General features: G+C 46.6%; 11 protein-coding genes and 1 tRNA gene. 4 read left to right on the top strand and 8 right to left on the bottom strand.

Translation table 11 applies throughout. The annotated features are described in order from the left end of the window. The first annotated feature begins 26 nt into the window (after positions 1–26). Both QZW47_RS05690 and cobO read left to right on the top strand, forming a co-directional pair. Positions 27–605, top strand: a complete 579-nt coding sequence (locus tag QZW47_RS05690) for a Uma2 family endonuclease (protein ID WP_293124903.1) — start codon at positions 27–29, stop codon at positions 603–605. A 520-nt stretch (positions 606–1125) separates the two neighbouring features. Next, positions 1126–1761 carry a cob(I)yrinic acid a,c-diamide adenosyltransferase gene (cobO, locus tag QZW47_RS05685; RefSeq protein WP_293124901.1) on the top strand — a complete coding sequence of 212 codons (636 nt, stop codon included), beginning with the start codon at positions 1126–1128 and terminating at the stop codon, positions 1759–1761. Positions 1762–1854: 93 nt separating this feature from the next. Here the strand turns inward: cobO and QZW47_RS05680 are convergent, their stop codons facing one another. The 7 genes from QZW47_RS05680 to ribBA form a co-directional block, all read right to left on the bottom strand. Next, positions 1855–4404, bottom strand: coding sequence for a CHASE4 domain-containing protein (locus QZW47_RS05680; RefSeq protein WP_293124899.1), 2550 nt, complete (start codon positions 4402–4404; stop codon positions 1855–1857). Positions 4405–4601: 197 nt separating this feature from the next. Then, positions 4602–4760, bottom strand: coding sequence for a hypothetical protein (locus tag QZW47_RS05675; RefSeq protein ID WP_293124897.1), 159 nt, complete (start codon positions 4758–4760; stop codon positions 4602–4604). Positions 4761–5218: 458 nt separating this feature from the next. Further along, on the bottom strand, positions 5219–5728 hold the full coding sequence (locus QZW47_RS05670; RefSeq protein WP_293124895.1) for a hypothetical protein: 510 nt from the start codon (positions 5726–5728) through the stop codon (positions 5219–5221). Between the two features lie 459 nt (positions 5729–6187). Beyond that, positions 6188–7192: an RNA polymerase sigma factor, RpoD/SigA family gene (locus QZW47_RS05665; protein WP_293124893.1), complete on the bottom strand. Its 1005-nt coding sequence runs from the start codon at positions 7190–7192 to the stop codon at positions 6188–6190. Positions 7193–8312: 1120 nt separating this feature from the next. Next, positions 8313–10049 (bottom strand): ATP-binding protein, encoded by a 1737-nt coding sequence (locus QZW47_RS05660; RefSeq protein ID WP_293124891.1) that lies wholly within the window; start codon positions 10047–10049, stop codon positions 8313–8315. Positions 10050–10536: 487 nt separating this feature from the next. Next, positions 10537–11970, bottom strand: coding sequence for a pentapeptide repeat-containing protein (locus QZW47_RS05655; protein WP_293124889.1), 1434 nt, complete (start codon positions 11968–11970; stop codon positions 10537–10539). Positions 11971–12003: 33 nt separating this feature from the next. After that, positions 12004–13788: a bifunctional 3,4-dihydroxy-2-butanone-4-phosphate synthase/GTP cyclohydrolase II gene (gene ribBA / locus QZW47_RS05650; protein WP_293124887.1), complete on the bottom strand. Its 1785-nt coding sequence runs from the start codon at positions 13786–13788 to the stop codon at positions 12004–12006. 422 nt (positions 13789–14210) lie between these two features. On the opposite strand from ribBA, the gene QZW47_RS05645 reads away from it, so the two are divergent. Next, on the top strand, positions 14211–14405 hold the full coding sequence (locus tag QZW47_RS05645) for a type II toxin-antitoxin system ParD family antitoxin (protein ID WP_293124885.1): 195 nt from the start codon (positions 14211–14213) through the stop codon (positions 14403–14405). A gap of 157 nt (positions 14406–14562) precedes the next feature. Beyond that, positions 14563–15927: a DUF4339 domain-containing protein gene (locus tag QZW47_RS05640; RefSeq protein ID WP_293124883.1), complete on the top strand. Its 1365-nt coding sequence runs from the start codon at positions 14563–14565 to the stop codon at positions 15925–15927. A 189-nt stretch (positions 15928–16116) separates the two neighbouring features. On the opposite strand, the gene QZW47_RS05635 is transcribed toward QZW47_RS05640, so the two are convergent. Next, positions 16117–16189 (bottom strand) — tRNA-Phe (locus tag QZW47_RS05635). Positions 16190–16237 lie beyond the last annotated feature (48 nt).

The raw sequence follows: 16237 nt of genomic DNA, 5'->3' as shown, positions 1-16237 counted from the left end.
ACACTCCAAGTGCAGCCCCTAAAATCATGATAGCAGTTACCATCAACTTTAATGCGATCGCCAAAATCACCGACGACCAATTTTATCAACTGTGCCGCCAAAACCCCGAGGTCAAATTTGAACGCAACGCCCAAGGAGAAATAACCGTCATGTCGCCCACAGGAGGAGAAACCGGAAATTATAATTTTGAAATATCTATTGATTTTGGAATTTGGAACAGACGAACTAAACTGGGAGTTTGTTTCGATTCTTCAACTTGTTTCAAGCTACCCAACGGTGCCAATCGTTCTCCCGATGTTTCTTGGATCGAACAACACAGATGGGATGCACTCACTACCGAACAAAAACAAAAGTTTCCTCCGATTGCACCAGATTTTGTCTTAGAGTTAATGTCGCCGACGGACAGTCTCAAAGATACTCAAGACAAAATGCAAGAGTACATGGACAATCAAGTAAAATTAGGCTGGTTAATTAACCGCAAAACGCGCCGAGTTGAAATCTACCGCCAAGGACAAGACAAAGAAATTCTGGAATGTCCCGCAGAGCTTTCAGGAGAAGATATTTTACCCGGTTTCGTGCTAAACTTGCAAGCAGTCTGGGCGTAATATGATGATTTGAGATTTGAAATTTGAGATTTGGGATTTGGGATTTTAGATACTTCTAGTTCGGTCTGTACAAGTTTTACAGCAGATTTTAGGCTTCGTCCGTACATCAAGAACCCCCTAGGGACACGGCACTGCCGTGTCCCTACCTTTTTGGTGTACCTCACATACTTGAAAAATGCTGTAAATTGGGAGGATTTATAGCAATCGCCACAGCGGTGAGGAGATAAATAACCTCATGAATAGAGCCTCTAGCCCGATCGCAGAAACGGTTTGATTTTCTTGCTCTGCAACTGTCCCAGACCCACTGCTATACTGGATAATGGTTTGGAGATTCCCTAAATTTGCATTTTTGGGAAAAATGCTACAAATAGACATCCTAAATATATAGTAGTTCTCAGAAATATGAGCTACGTTTGGTAACGGGCAATCAGCAATCACCGAAAAGCTGGTTGAGTACAAATTACTAATTACCAATTATCAATCACCATACATACCTCATCTTGCCGTTACAATAAATCTCATGGAAACTAATACAGAAACGACTACAACCACGGGCTTAACTGCCGAGCAGCACAAACAGAAAATGCAGCGCCGCCAAGAGGTACAGGCGCAGCGAATTGCTAATGCAGCCCCAGATAAAGGTTTGATAATTGTCAATACGGGTAACGGTAAAGGCAAAACTACGGCGGCTTTGGGCATGGTTGTGCGATCGCTCGGTCACGGCTACCGCGTCGCCATAGTACAATTTATCAAGGGAGCCTGGGAACCCGCAGAGAAAGCCGTTTTTGAACTCTGGGAAAAACAGCTAGAATTTCATGCGATGGGTGAAGGTTTTACCTGGGACACGCAAGACCGCGATCGAGATATCGAAACAGCTCAAAAAGCTTGGGAAAAAGCCCTAACTTTTATTTGTAATCCCGAATTTAAATTAGTGCTGTTAGATGAAGTTAATATAGCATTAAAAATGGGTTATTTGCAAGTAGAACAAGTTCTCTCCGGCTTAGAACAAAAACCCGCAGAAACTCACGTTATTCTCACGGGCAGAGGCGCGCCGCCAGAACTAATCGAACGCGCTGATTTGGTGACAGAAATGACTTTGGTTAAGCATCCATTCCGAGAACAAGGGATTAAAGCTCAAGCAGGTATAGAGTATTAATATCGTTGGATTGTTCGGAATGCGAGTCCTGATTAAGTTAAAGCTTATTTGGAGAGGACTCGCATTCCGAGCGATCGCATCGCAACTGAGATGCTATGATAGCAATGCTGGCAATATGAGAGTAAAAGTTGAACCCTTGCCAAACTCGCTATCCACAGTGATTTCTCCCCCCAGCATCTGAGAGTATTTCTGCGCTATTGACAAACCTAAACCGGTTCCTCCGTACTTGCGTGTAGTCGAAGCATCAGCTTGCGTGAAAGGTTGAAATAATTTTTGTAGCTGTTCCTGCGTCATCCCAATTCCGCTATCAGTACACTTAAAAATTAACTGTTCGCAATCCCAACTATTCTCCTGATTGGTGATTCTTTCAACAGCTAATGTAACAGTTCCTTTCTGAGTAAACTTAGCAGCGTTGCTGAGCAAATTAAACAAAATTTGAGTAAGCTTAGTTTTGTCGGAATGCAATTTGCCAATATTATTAGGACACTCGATATTCAGCCGATTGTTGTTTCGGATAAATAGCGGTTCCACAGTCCTCGCTACATCTCGAACTGCCTCGGATACGTCAAAAGCTTCTAATTCCAGTTCCGCGTGACCGGCTTCAATCTTTGATAAATCTAGAATATCATCAATTAATGCTAGTAAATGGTGGCCTGAATTGTGAATTCTCTGTAAATCCTCCACAAAATCTGTTTCCCCAAAATCTAAAGCCTCTTCTTGCAAAATCTCGCTGTAACCGATAATCGCATTCAGAGGAGTTCGCAGTTCGTGGCTCATGTTAGCTAAAAACTGACTTTTAGCCAAATTAGCTGCTTCTGCTGCTTCCTTTGCCTTGTATAGTTCTGCCTCGGCTTGCAAGCGATCTGTCACGTCGTGAGCCAGGACTAATTCGGCATTTCTACTATCAAATATCAAGGCATAAGAAGTAATTTCTACATCAATAATTGTACCGTTTTTGATCTGGTGCTGCCACACACCTGCAAAATCAATACCTGCATCTACTTGGGATATATTTTTTAGCAATCTCGGCACATCTTGAGAGGGACGGATGTCGGCCACTGTCATGTTGAGAAATTCGTCGCGACTGTAGCCGTAGTGCTCTATAGCAGCGTGGTTAACGGCTATAAATTCCAGAGTTTCTAAATCGTAAACCCACATCGGATGGGGGTTATTTTTAAACAAAAGTCTGTAGCGTTCTTCTGATGCTCGCAGTTCAGCTTCGGCTTGCTTGCGCTCGGTAATGTCGCGGACAACAGTGCAAATAATCTCGCGGCCGCCGTAGGAAATCACGCTGGCGCTCACTTCCACGTCTACGCAGGAACCGTTTCGGCGGCGGTAGAGAACTTCGCCAATTTTCAATTGTTTGTCCGCCAGCAGGAACTCAATATTGCTGTCAATTAGGTCTTTAGAGTAAGCGACGATATCGTAAACAGTCAGTTGCGAAATCATCGTATCAACACTGTAATCGAGCAAGTTTCTAAAGGCTGTATTGGCTTCTAAAAGACGTTTGGTTTGAGCGTCCCACAGGAAAATGCAATCTGTAGCTTGCTCGACTACGGCTCGGTAGCGGGCTTTTTCTTCTAGTTGTTCGCTGTCGGCTAGCGCGATCGCCGACAGCATTCCGTTGATAGTATGGGCAAGGTCGGATAACTCGTCTGCGCCCGTCACCGGCAACCGCACCGAGAGGTCTTGGCTGCTGCTGACGCGGTTGACTGCTTTTGCCAAACTGCTCAACCGAGATAGCACCAAATGCTCAATCAGCAGCAGAGTGCAGCCGATAAACCCCATGCCCGCTAACCCTACAGACACTAGCAAATACAGCAAACTGGTTTGACCTTGACGGTAGATTTCTCGGGGCATATCCACCCGCAGCAGCAGCGCCGGTCGATCGTAAATATCCTGGATCAAAGCATAACCCGCCATTAAATCTTCGCTGACAGGACGCACGAAAATCTGTTTTTTTCCCGACAGTTTGTGCCGCGCTTTTAGAAAATCGGCGGGTAAATGAGGCTCATTAATGCTGTGTACAATCAGCGGCAAACGAGTAATTTTAGACAGCTTGGCAATTCCGGCAGCATCTAAATTGCGCCCGAATATCACCGTACCTCGGATCGGGCCAGTGTTTTTTGTAGTGACAATTGGCCGGGAAGTAATCAGGATCGGCCCTGAGGGCAGCAGCAGGATACCAGCGACGCTACTTTCGACGTTGGGGTGCTGCAACAGCGGGTCGCTCAGAGAAATGTGCTGTTTTAAGGCGGATGGAACAGGCGTTAGTTTCAGCTTTTGAGTGTCTAAACTGGTACCGTAAACTATTTTGCCAGAAGTATTGACAAATACGGCTAGATTAACTCTTAAATTAGCCAGTCCTTCTGGAACTAAATTGGAGGCGATAAATTCTGAGTTGCGGTTTTGAATGAAAGTGTAGGTGTCATCCCATGCTGACCAGTCCGCAAAGCGCGAGTTGAAATCGTCTGCGGTTTGTCCGAACACGCTGAGCACTCCTTTGACAACCTGTGTGGCTTCTTGTTCTTCTGCTTTGATAAGGCTGCCCAAAAGGATGCTGGAGGAGGTGGCATACAGAATGCCAGTCAGTCCAGCGATAGTAAGACCAACGATTGATAGTGTTTTGCGACGCAGTTTCATCTTGCCATGTGTGTGATGTCCGTCCAATATTCTCAACTCAGAAGCAATTTTACTGCTGTTTCTTGAGCCCTGACTCCTGGGGCGGTGCCAGTATGCCACGAGGGAGTGTTGTAGGGTACGCCGGAGCTTCACATTTTCTCGGATTTCCTGTTTGGTGTCTGACGGACTCTAGCGCTGCCTTGTTAAATAGTATACAACTAACACCTGCGGGCTTCCGGTGCGCTCATCGGAACAGATTTTTGATTAAACCAGATTTTTGCCAAATTAGCCAATCCTCTAAAAAAGTAGGTTTGATTGAGGATCGGGTACTCAACAAATGCGTCGTCGTTTCCCTTGGCTGTGCCTGAAAAAGCCATAAAAAGTATCTGTATTGGTTAAAGAAACCTGCTTTTTGGGATTAATCGCAGGTTCATCGCAAAGCATTGATGAAAAAATTGGATTTCTGGATGTTTTTCTAGCAGGCAGATTTGTGCTTCGTCCCACTTTTAACACCAGCCACCAACAAGCATCCCGCTCTAGACTCATGTTCCACAGCTTGATTTGCTCAGTTATATCATGTCCGCAGAGAATGAGCAGTATGCGATCGGGCAATTAGCATCGTTGCTGGCAAGTTACAGATGGGGCTAAGAGAGCCGGACATCATATAGCCGACTCTCTGATTTCTGGAGAAGCTGAGATTGAACAACGGGGTACTTGGGAATTCACCAATTGTTAATTAATTGGTGAATTCCCGATATGAGAGTTCGCTCCGCTATCTCATTCCCCTTTTTCAACTTCAAATTTCCCATCAAAAAATAGCAACTTTCAAATTGTATTACTTTCCCCACACTTCGTGTTTGTGAGCTTCCTTGCAAATACCCAAAATTCGCCGATCGTTCTCGCTAATAGCAGCAATAGGGTAATACTGTGGCAGGTTTACCGAGTAGGGAGAGCGAGTGCCGTCGTAAGTGTCCACTACTGTTAAATTTAACTGATTTCGCGCAGCAGTGCCATAAAAACAGTAAAAAGCAGACCGAGGCAGGTAAAAAGCGCCAACTACTTTACTCTCTCGCAGTTCAAATACAAAATATTCTTTCTTAATTTCATCTGGCTTGCTGGACTGACCGTAGAGGTAAATACCGTCTCCTAAACCTCTGCTAGCTGTATCTGATGCCGGATTTGGCGGAGATTGCGAGGTCAAAGCGCCGGATTTGACGATCGAGTCTTTTGGCCCGCGTGCAGCCGCGATGCTGAAGTTACCGGGCGAGACGGCAAGGGCGATCGCCATGACTTCTAAACTGCTTGTGAATATCCAATATGTCAAAACCACTCCAGACCCCAACATTTATAATAGCCGCTTCAGTGCGCCTCTAGTAACAGTTTCAAACAGCTTGTACAGAAACCGGGTATCTGCTTTAAGGCAGGCTATTAACTTGAAGGAACGATCGCCCGCCCGGTTTCTGAACTCTCACCTAAAATTAGTTGAGACAAATTTTACTATCGCCTTGACTAATGGGCGATCTACCTCTCAAATATAGCGGTTCTAGAATATAGTGAGCTACTCGCCAGCTTACTAATTATTAATGATCAATTACCGATCTGTACCTCACTCAATGACAGCATATTGCAGATTTATGGGGTAGATTCCAGAGTCCTTACGGGACACGGCAATGCCGTATCCCTAACTGTTCTGTTTCCCTCACATACCTTACGAGTGCCGTAACAATCGCGATCGAACAATCCCTAAAAGCACCCAGACAAAAAAAGAGTTGAGATTTCTTGAGAATCTCAACTCTTTTAGTGACTAGCTAGCCAAGTATTCTCGAACTTGAGATTGGCGGCGCCGCAGGTGGGCGAGGGCTTGATGTTCTAGCTGCCGCACCCTTTCCCGGCTGAGATTGAGCCGTTCTCCGACTTTCGCCAGAGACATTTCGGTGCCGTCTTCCAAACCGAAGCGCAGAACGATCACATCTCGTTGCTGGGGGGTAAGTTCTGATATCAAAGTATCGAGGTCTTGCCGCAGCAATTCCGAGGTAATGTAGTTGTCTGGAGATGCGGTTTCATCTTCTAAGAGTTCTTGCAGTTCGGTATCTTGGTTATCTCCTACACGCAAGTCCAAAGAAACTGGATGTCTAGCCATCAGCAGGTATTCCCGAATTTGGGAAGGTTGCAGTTCCAAGGCGGTGGCAATTTCCGCAGGCGAGGGAGAACGGCCCAACTGCTGGGTTAGTTCCCGCTGCACTTTTTTGATTTTGTTGAGTTTTTCGGTGATGTGAATTGGCAATCGAATGGTGCGGGCGTGTTGGGCGATCGCGCGAGTGATTGCTTGGCGAATCCACCAGTAAGCATAGGTAGAAAATTTGTATCCCCGCATCGGGTCAAATTTTTCTACTCCTCGTTCTAAACCGAGGGTGCCTTCTTGAATTAAATCCAAGAATTCCATGTTGCGTTTCTGGTATTTTTTGGCGATCGCCACTACTAGGCGCAAATTCGCTTCAATCATCTTTTGCTTGGCGCGCCGCCCTAACTGCAATATCCGGCTCAGTTCGGCTTCGGTCAACTCCATTTCCGCAGCCCACTCTAGCTGAGTCGGCTCCCGCTGCCATTCTTTGGTAAGTTCTTGTTTTGCTTCGATTAATTTCATCATTTGCTGTACCTGCTTCCCGAAAACAATCTCTTCTTCTCGGGTGAGCAGCGGTACGCGACCGATCTCGTGCAGATAGGTACGAACCGTATCCGTTGAGGAGTATGGCCGGGTGCCCATGCGATCGGCTTTCACTGTTTTGGTTTTGGGGGTGGTGGTGGACATGGGTGAGTATTGCACTCCTTGTAACAACAGATAAAAAGTTGGTGATACCCTGTCCCACTTTTACAAGTGGGATAAAGACTGCTACAGGGGGGATGTTACCCCTCCTGTTTATCGGTGACGATCGGTAGAAGCTTGTTGTTCGGGATTAATTTTCTGCTTGATTTTCTATTAATCCCCGTCGATTTTCCGTAGCTCGCTAGCTTTAACAGCTAGTTTCAGGCGAAGTGAAGCAAGAGTTTACTTTTCTCAATACTATTCCAAATTTTGAGGATCGTAAAGGGTCAAAACCTCTGTCTTAAGGTCAAGATTCTATACTTTCCCTTAAGGTTTTACATTCCCTGCTAGTTTTAACTGCAACTCAACTTCACAATACTCATGCAAATATACTCAGGCAAACAGACTCATGCAATTCGAGGGCTTTGTTTTGCTCTCTGTTCTATCATCGCTTGAATTTTTCTCGCTGCCTAGATGCTGCGATGCGAGATAACCGAACTGGATCGCCGTATTCGGTGCAACTTACCGTTTAAAATATTTCTTGACATTTTTATTAAAATATGCTAATCAACTTCTGCTATCAGTGAGTAAAGATATATTAAGACCGGGATTTTGGGCTATTTGAGTTGAATTTTGGCGATCGACTGAATAATATTTGAGCTTATCCAAATTTTATAGAGTTAGGGATGAGGGGTAAGAGGTCTGATGGCAAAAGCCCTTGACTAAAGCCGGAGGAATATTTTTTTTGAATGTCGATCGCACTTTCCGAGACTTACGCACGGGTAACAAGAAACCGGGTTTTTCTTGACAATGATTGATACAGAAACCGCAGATGTGAAGCAGATAAACACAGATATAGCCTTTCTCAAAAAGGTGAGGTATGTCGGGCGGGCATAGGGCATAGGGCATAGGGCATAGGGCATAGGGCATAGGGCATAGGGCATAGGGCATAGGGCATAGGGCATAGGGCATAGGGCATAGGGCATAGGGCTATCCTCATGTTTTTGAGAACCGCTATACATGCAGATAGTTGAAGGAATTGAAGGTAAATGAATGCAATCTTGTCTCTTGTTCCATCCGTTACACAATTAGCTGCCGAACTTCCTTTGCTATAACAATTTTCAATCTAAAATCCCAAATCCATTTTAGCAGCTTCTGCCTCGGCAAACACTTGTTCGTCGGGCATTTCTTGCCAGTCAATATCCCCGATTTCCCTGTAGAATTGCTCGTCGTAGGGACGAGTTTGCACAACTACCGGCATCGGTACCGCGTGCCCCAAAACTAAAGCTTGCTGTTTCGAGTCGAGTTTGGCCAAAACCGATCGCAAACTCTGGCCTCCAGAAACCCCCGTAAAGATAGCATCGATATCTTTATCGTCGTTTAGCAAAGCTGTGATCCGCGTACCGACTTGCGACATCACCTCGCCGTCGATACCGGAGGGACGCTGGTCTACAATCAGCAGAGTTACGAAGTATTTTCGCATTTCCCGGGCGATCGTGCCGAAAATAGTCGATCGGACGATCGCCGGATCGAGAAAGCGGTGGGCTTCCTCAATGGTAATCACTAACGGTTGTGGCTTGTCGCACGGATTTTTGCTCATCAAAAACTTTTCAGCTTTCCGCACGTAAGATGCGTGAATGCGGCGAGTAATCACATTTGCTGCTAACATATATGACAGCAAATCCGAGTGCGAACCGAACTCAATTACTACATTTTTTCCACTATCCAAACACTGCAAAACTTCAGTTACATAATTTTTGGGACAGCGTTGTCGAATGTATTTTAAATCATTCAAACGCTCTAGCTTTCGCTGCAAGGCCATGATCGAAGATTTATTCCCGCGCTTTTCTTCACAGAACATTTGGATATCTTCGTTACTCATGTCCAGCAACTTATTTATCCAACCGCTACCCAACTCATTTCGCAAAATAATTGCATTTTCGATACTAGCTTCCGACAAATTCAACTCCCGCTGCACCAGCGAGATATCTTCCACTTCAATTTGATCGAAACTCAAAAACAACTCTTGAGCATCACGGACGCCCCGGCGTTTAGTAGATTCTGGATCGAGCGTATAAATCTGTATTTTATCTGGAAACAACTGTCGCAAACCTTTAACAGTGCTAAATTGTTTCCCTTCCGAAACTGCTTCCCAGCCGTACTCCGAGTGCATATCAAAAATTAGATTGACAGCAGCTTGCTTGCGAATAATTCCCGACAACAGCAAGCGCGTCAAAAAAGATTTTCCGGTTCCCGACTTACCAAAAACTCCGTTGCTGCGTTCCACAAATCGGTCTAAATCCAAGCACACAGCCACATCCATGTCAATCGGTTTCCCGATCGCAAAATTGCAACGGTACGGGTCATCTTCCCAGCCAAAAACCGCCCGAAAATCACTTTCTTTGGCATCAAACACCTGGGAAAAGTGGCTGGGAATCGTTTTAACCGGTAGCAGCTCCATATCAGCGCCACTTTGTGCCTCAAACGAACCCAAATTCCCTAAGGCTAACTTTTTATCGGGGACTCCGTTACCTCTCGGATCGAAGATTGCTTGAGATTTTTCTTTTTCCGCAGTCAGCATCAACATCGGCGCCAGCTCGATCGTACCGTAGGTGCTGCTACCAGCGAGGACTGCGAGGAGAAAATCGTCGTTGGGGTTGGGAGGGTTGGATAAAATGCGAGCGCTCGATGTTCCGAGAGATACATCGGTGAGCATACAGAAAAAGTGCGATCGTACCCCCCGCACTACTAGAAATTTCCCCACCCTCATATCTTCCACCGAAACATCGGCGTGCAGTCGCACTTCTAATCCCTTGCTGAGGGAACCTTGAATAACAGAGCCTAACGGTTTGTCATTAATCATTAGTCAGTTGTCAGTTGTTAGTTGGCATACCATTTTTCTAAAGATGCAATAGAGATAAACTACCGTTGGACATTGTAATTATCTCCTTGACCTTTTCATGAAACTCTATCATAACTTTAAAAAAATGGTATAAGGTTCGTAGTGTGGACGCAAGGACGCTCTTATTGCGTCCTTGCGTCCACACTACGAACCATTTTTGTTATGGTCATACCATTTTTTAAAGATTTGATAGAGATACAGGACAATTGGGGTTTGTAATTATTTCCTTTACCTTTTCATGAAAGTTTCTCATGACTTTTAAAAAATGGTATCAGTTGTTAGTTGTCAGCTTTTTTATTATTTTTTATTGGCTCAGTTATTAGTAACTGTCAATTGTCAACTGTCAACGGCCAACCCCTCGACTCCGCGGGCGGGCTCTTCTGTCAACTGTCAACTGTCAACCCCTCGACTCCGCGGGCGGGCTCTTCTGTCAACTGTCAACTGTTAATTACCATTCCGATTCTAATGGCAGTTCAAAGAAACTCGGACTCAGCTCTACATCGGTCAAATCTGTTTCGCTCAAATAAGCATCGGTCAAAGATACCCCTTTTAAACTTGCGCCTTTGAGGTTTGCACCTTTTAGGTTAGCACCTCTGAGATTAACTCGGAATAAATGAGCGTCGCTTAAGTCTGCTTCAGTTAAATCTGCTCCCTCCAAATTTACTCTCATCAAATCTGCTTTTCTGAGGTCAGCTTCGTTTAACTTAGCACCGCTGAGGTCAGCTTTTGTCAAGTCTACACCTCTCAAGTCGGCGCCGCTCAAGTTAGCGAACAGCAAAGTAGCTCCGGTGAAATCTGTTTCCCTCAAATCGGCATCGCTCAAATTAGCGCCGCTGAGGTCAGCCCTGGTTAAGTCTACACCCCTCAAGTCGGCAGAACTCATGTTTACTTGGTGCAAAATTGCGCCGCTTAAATCGGCTCCTCTCAAATCTGTTCCTTCCAAATTTGCACCTTTGAGGTAAGCTTTTTTTAAGCTGGCTCTGCTGAGGTCTACATTTTTGAGATTGACCGAACTTAAGTTAGAATTGCTCAAATTAGCTCCGCTTAAATCTGACCCGTTTAAGTCGGCTCCGGTTAAGTTTACCCCTTGCAACAATACATTGGGAGCAATTAAATAAGCTCCGCCGAGACGGGGGTCAATGCCTTCTGAAAACAAGGTTGTATTGCTGTAAACAGCTTTTTCTAAAATGGTGCCGCTCAAAGTGGCTTCTCTCAAGTCGGCTCCGCTGAGGTTGGCTCCTGCTAAGTTTGCCCGATCGAGCTTTGCTCCAAATAAAATAGCTTTGTATAAGTTGGTGCGCCGCAAATCGGCTCCCTTTAAATCCGCTCCGGTCAAATCTACCATAATCAGATTTAATCCCGGGAGCGAGGCGTTGGGAGCTAGCAAAATTGCTCCCTTTGCGCCTGGATCAATACCCTCGGGAAAGATTGTGCGGTTGTTGTAGACAGCTTTGTCTAAAATGGCGTCGGTCATTTGAGAACCGCGCAAATCCGCTCCGCTGAGGTTGGCTCTGGTTAAGTTAGCTTCTTGGAGATTTGCTCCCACTAAATTAGCCTTGATCAAACTTGCGCCTTTGAGGTTTGCTCCCGTGAGTTCTGCTCCTACCAAAGTAGCTTCTCGGAGGATAGCACCGCTCAAATCGGCTCTGGTGAGGTTGGCTAGATTCAGAAACGACTCAGCTAAATCTGCACCGCTGAGATTAGCGCGGGTGAGGTCGGCTTCGATCAAATCTGCATACTTGAGAATAGCGTTACTGAGGTTGGTTTCTCGGAGGTCTGTTCCCCTGAGGTTTGCTCCCCGGAGTTCTGCACCGCCGAGGTTGGTGCCTTTAAGCGGTTGTCCCCTGAGGTCGAGCCGGTGCAGAAAGTCACCAACATTCATGTCCATGTAAATTTGCCCCTTCTATTCTTGACCCTAGCTTGACATTTCGAGGGCTGAATCGGGAATAAGGGAAAAACTGTAGATTATTTGAGGTTGAAGCCTCGCACATACGGACGCGACTTGTCCGAGGGGGAAGGTTTCTCGATCGAGCTGAACTTGCAGGGTTTTAAGCGGATCGCCGCCGCCCGAAACCATGAATTCTAATTTTTGCAAGTCTGGCTCTGTGCTGAGGTCGCCGAGAATTTTGGCGATCGCCTTGACGTAAGGATGGTTGGCGTCCGAGTACCAGTCGGAGGCCGCGAGTCCGGCTTGATCGAAGCCTAGGTGAACGATCAGAGAGCCTTCTCCAAACAAAGCTATGCCCACCGGTCGCGCTTCTTCTTGCAGCAGCAAGTCGTGGCTAGCCGCCAAATGTCGCAGTTTTTCGAGATGTTCATAGCGATTTTGGATGGCAGAATCTTCCTCTTTTCCTTCTTCCCTCTTCCCTCTTTTTACGCTGAGCGAAGCCGAAGCGCCTTCTTCCTTCTTCCGACTTCCATCGGACTTCGTTTCGTCCCAATGAATCGCCACTGTTACTAAATAAGTTTGCAGCAGCATATGCCCGAGTTTTTCGGCTTTTGTGGCCAGATATATCGAGTTGTAATCTGTAGCTTCAATAAGTAAGGGGACGCGATCGGCTACTTCAATGCCGTAACCTTTCAAACCAGCGATTTTGCGCGGGTTGTTAGTAATCAACCGAATTTTTTGGACTCCCAAATCGTTAAGCATTTGCGCTCCAACGCCGTAGTTTCGCAAGTCAGCGGGAAATCCCAACCGCTCGTTAGCTTCTACGGTATCGTATCCGATATCTTGTAGCGAGTAAGCTTTGAGTTTATTGACCAGTCCAATGCCCCGACCTTCTTGGCGCAAGTAAACTATGATGCCAGAACCGGCATTTTCGATCATTTTTAGTGCCGCTTGCAGTTGCATCCGACAGTCGCAGCGCAGGGAGCCCAAAGCATCGCCGGTCAGGCATTCGGAATGCACCCGTACCATCACGGGTTTGTCTTTAAATTCTGCCGGATCGCCCTTGACAATTGCAACGTGTTCTGAGTTGTCTTGGGTGTCGCGGTAGGCGTAAATCATAAACTCGCCGAATTGAGTCGGCAATTTGGCGACGGTTTCGCGGCGGACAAATCGATCGTGCTTCAGGCGGTAGCTAATTAAGTCAGCAATGCTGATGATTTTGAGGTTGTGGGTTTTAGCGTACTCGATTAATTCCGGCAACCTCGCCATCGAACCGTCGGGGTTTTGAATTTCGCAGATGACACCGCTGGGATAGAGGCCGGCGAGTCTGGCGAGGTCAACGGAGGCCTCGGTGTGGCCTGCGCGTTTGAGGACGCCACCGTCGATCGCCCGCAGCGGGAAAATGTGACCGGGACGGCGCAAATCTTGAGGTTTGGTGTCCGGGTGGATGGCGACTTGGATGGTGCGCGCCCTATCTTCGGCGGAGATACCGGTACTGACGCCGTTGACTGCATCGATGCTGACGGTGAAGGCTGTTTGATTGTTGTCGGTGTTTTTGCTGACCATCAGGGGCAATTCCAGGCGATCGAGCCTGTCGCCGCTCAAGGCCAGACAGATCAAACCCCGGGCGTTCACTGCCATAAAATTGATGTTGTCGGGGGTGGCGAATTGGGCGGCACAAATTACGTCGCCTTCGTTTTCGCGGTTTTCGTCATCGACTACTACCAGCATCCGACCTGCTTTCAGGTCTGCGAGGGCGCCGTCAACCGAGTCAAATTGAAAAGATTGAGTTGAGCTGTTGTTGTAGGGCACTGAGGACTTCAAGCTATAAACAGTATTGTTATCGAAATAGAATCTATTTTTGATTGTAACCTGTTGTTTCCGGCAGGGGGATTGCTGTATCCAGATCCTTTTTACAATATTCTTGAGCCTTTCTACTATAAATATTGCTATTTGTCAATCAAAATTTACCGGAGTATTTCATGAGTGCGATCGAGATTGCGAGGATTTTAGGGAAAGATCGGGAAAATTATGTTGACTCAAAATCGGACTTGTTGCGATATTAATTGCGATCGTTATAGCGCGGTTGAATTGTTGATTTAGCAATTGTGGCGAGGACGAAAGCAGCGACAGGCGATCGGATTTGAACTTCTTCGGCACGGTTTCGGGGCGATCGCCCTGAGCGAATGTAGCGCTATTCTTAAAACAAGGATCTGTCTAAGGGAGGTCGTGTGATGAATATTACTTTAAGTCCAGAACAGATGCAATTGATCGAGGCGCAATTGGCGCAGGGGCCTTTTAGTTCAGCCTCCGAAGTGATTACCAAAGCCCTCCAGACTTTGGCCCAAACCCAGAAGCATTATTCGGACTGGGAGGAACAAGTGCGTGAGTCCGTTGAGCAAGCGGAGGCGGAACTCTTCAAGGGGTGAAGGAATTCCTTTAGAGACGGTGCGAGAGCAATTGCCAGAAAAGTTTCGCAAAGCACGAGAGGTTCAGGAATGAGTCAATGTTTTGTCTGAACGCTAAAGCAATTGCATAAGCTCAAGTGTAGTGGGACAATATTGAGATCCCCCCCAGCTTCCTCTCATGAATAACTGGCCGAAGTTCCTCCCCCATCCTGCATCGTGGGCAAAAGGTTTTGCATTAAGCAGCGGTTTTTGGCTGATTGTTTCGGTACTGCTGCCTGGATATTATTACTACTATTACAGATTTAGCGCGATGTACTGGCGCAGCATCAGCAGCTCTGATTTTGAAGGCGCGATCGCATTTGCTTGGCTGTGTCAGATACCGTTATTTGCTTTCTACCATTGGGGATTAGCGAAAGTTGCCGAGTGGGTGGAAAGTCGCAGCCACAAGCAACCGCCGACAGCAGCAGTATCGCCTTGGCTGCACTGGAGGGAAGGGATTATCGCCTTTGCCACGCTGCCGGCTGCGATCGTCATGGGGATTCCGGCGATCGCCTTTTTGATGCTGCCGCTCAGGGATTCTTCGAGCTCAATTGTTGCTTTAATTCTCGGAACTGCGATCGCATCTGCTTATTTGTATCACTTCGGCTTTGCCAAGCGGCTAAAAATTCTGGTCAAATTCCTCTGGATTTTCTATGCAGACTTGCTCAAGATATTAGAACTTCTGCTAGTTCCAACAATCACGGGTACTCCGTTTTTAAAGCTAACTATTGCGACGGCCCCAATTATACCACAACAGTTACTACCACTGACAACATTTCTGTTAGTTGTTTGGGTACTGCTGAGCGGAATAGTCGGATATGCAGCTTTGCAATATTGGTCAGCGCATTTAGTTAATTGGGCCGCGACATGGTGGCCGACTGACTCTCCTGGTTACAGTCGGATTCAAGCTAGAAAAGCGTGGAAACACAACAAAACAGCAGCCACTCAATCTTTTGTTCGGCATACAACCAGTTGGCATTTAGCGGCTAATGATACTACCTATTTCATTTACTTCTATCTGATCGCGATCGTCTGTGGTGCGATCGCTTTTGTGCTGTTTGGAGAACCGTCAAAATGGTCAGAAACACAAGAAGAAATGTTAGGATCTGCCGTGGCGCTGGTTTGGGTGGCGCAGTGGCATTTTGGGGGGTGGCGTCGCGAAGTAGAAATTGCTAGCGGGGAACCTTCAGGTAAAAAGAGATCGCGCGATCGTAATTTACCTCCTGCCGATCCGGTTGCAGTCGAACTCAACCAGCTTGCAGCGGAGTTAGGCGATGTTCGGATGAGGGCTGTCAGAAAACCCGCGTCAACAACTCAAAAGCCTAAGTCACAGCAGGCTAAGTGGTATGTATTCCGCAGCGGTAAAGCCGAGGGGCCTTATACTAAGCGACAGTTGCGAGATGTGCAGCAGATTACCGATCGCACCAAGGTGCGGCGGGGCGAAGCCGAATGGCAGCGCGCTGGGGAAATTCCAGAATTAGCGGCGTTTTTGACTCAGAAATAATTGATATCACGTCCGATCCATTACCATCACAAAAACCGTTCGTAGTGTGGACTTTAGTCCGCAGCCGGAGAGCGGACTAAAGTCCACACTACGAACCTTACTTATTATGGTCAATCGACAGCAGACGATATGACTGCATAGCCCGCATTTCCTTAAAAAAAAGCCCTCAACATTGTGAGGGCTTTGCGATGCCAAGACGGAGATTTGAACTCCGGACACGTGGATTTTCAGTCCACTGCTCTACCAACTGAGCTATCTCGGCTTGTTTTTTCGCGCTTAACTACACTAGCAGACACATACGGAATTTAGC

The sequence above is a fragment of the Microcoleus sp. bin38.metabat.b11b12b14.051 genome (assembly GCF_013299165.1).
Classification (GTDB): Bacteria; Cyanobacteriota; Cyanobacteriia; order Cyanobacteriales; family Microcoleaceae; genus Microcoleus.
The sequence above is the reverse complement of the archived record's forward strand: the minus strand, read 5'-3'. Positions and strand labels throughout refer to the sequence as shown.

Coding starts and splice junctions, on each gene's coding strand:
- QZW47_RS05690 (WP_293124903.1), top strand. CDS start 27: ATGATAGCAGTTACCATCAACTTTAATGCGATCGCCAAAATCACCGAC.
- cobO (WP_293124901.1), top strand. CDS start 1,126: ATGGAAACTAATACAGAAACGACTACAACCACGGGCTTAACTGCCGAG.
- QZW47_RS05680 (WP_293124899.1), bottom strand. CDS start 4,404: ATGAAACTGCGTCGCAAAACACTATCAATCGTTGGTCTTACTATCGCT.
- QZW47_RS05675 (WP_293124897.1), bottom strand. CDS start 4,760: ATGGCTTTTTCAGGCACAGCCAAGGGAAACGACGACGCATTTGTTGAG.
- QZW47_RS05670 (WP_293124895.1), bottom strand. CDS start 5,728: ATGTTGGGGTCTGGAGTGGTTTTGACATATTGGATATTCACAAGCAGT.
- QZW47_RS05665 (WP_293124893.1), bottom strand. CDS start 7,192: ATGTCCACCACCACCCCCAAAACCAAAACAGTGAAAGCCGATCGCATG.
- QZW47_RS05660 (WP_293124891.1), bottom strand. CDS start 10,049: ATGATTAATGACAAACCGTTAGGCTCTGTTATTCAAGGTTCCCTCAGC.
- QZW47_RS05655 (WP_293124889.1), bottom strand. CDS start 11,970: ATGAATGTTGGTGACTTTCTGCACCGGCTCGACCTCAGGGGACAACCG.
- QZW47_RS05645 (WP_293124885.1), top strand. CDS start 14,211: ATGAATATTACTTTAAGTCCAGAACAGATGCAATTGATCGAGGCGCAA.
- QZW47_RS05640 (WP_293124883.1), top strand. CDS start 14,563: ATGAATAACTGGCCGAAGTTCCTCCCCCATCCTGCATCGTGGGCAAAA.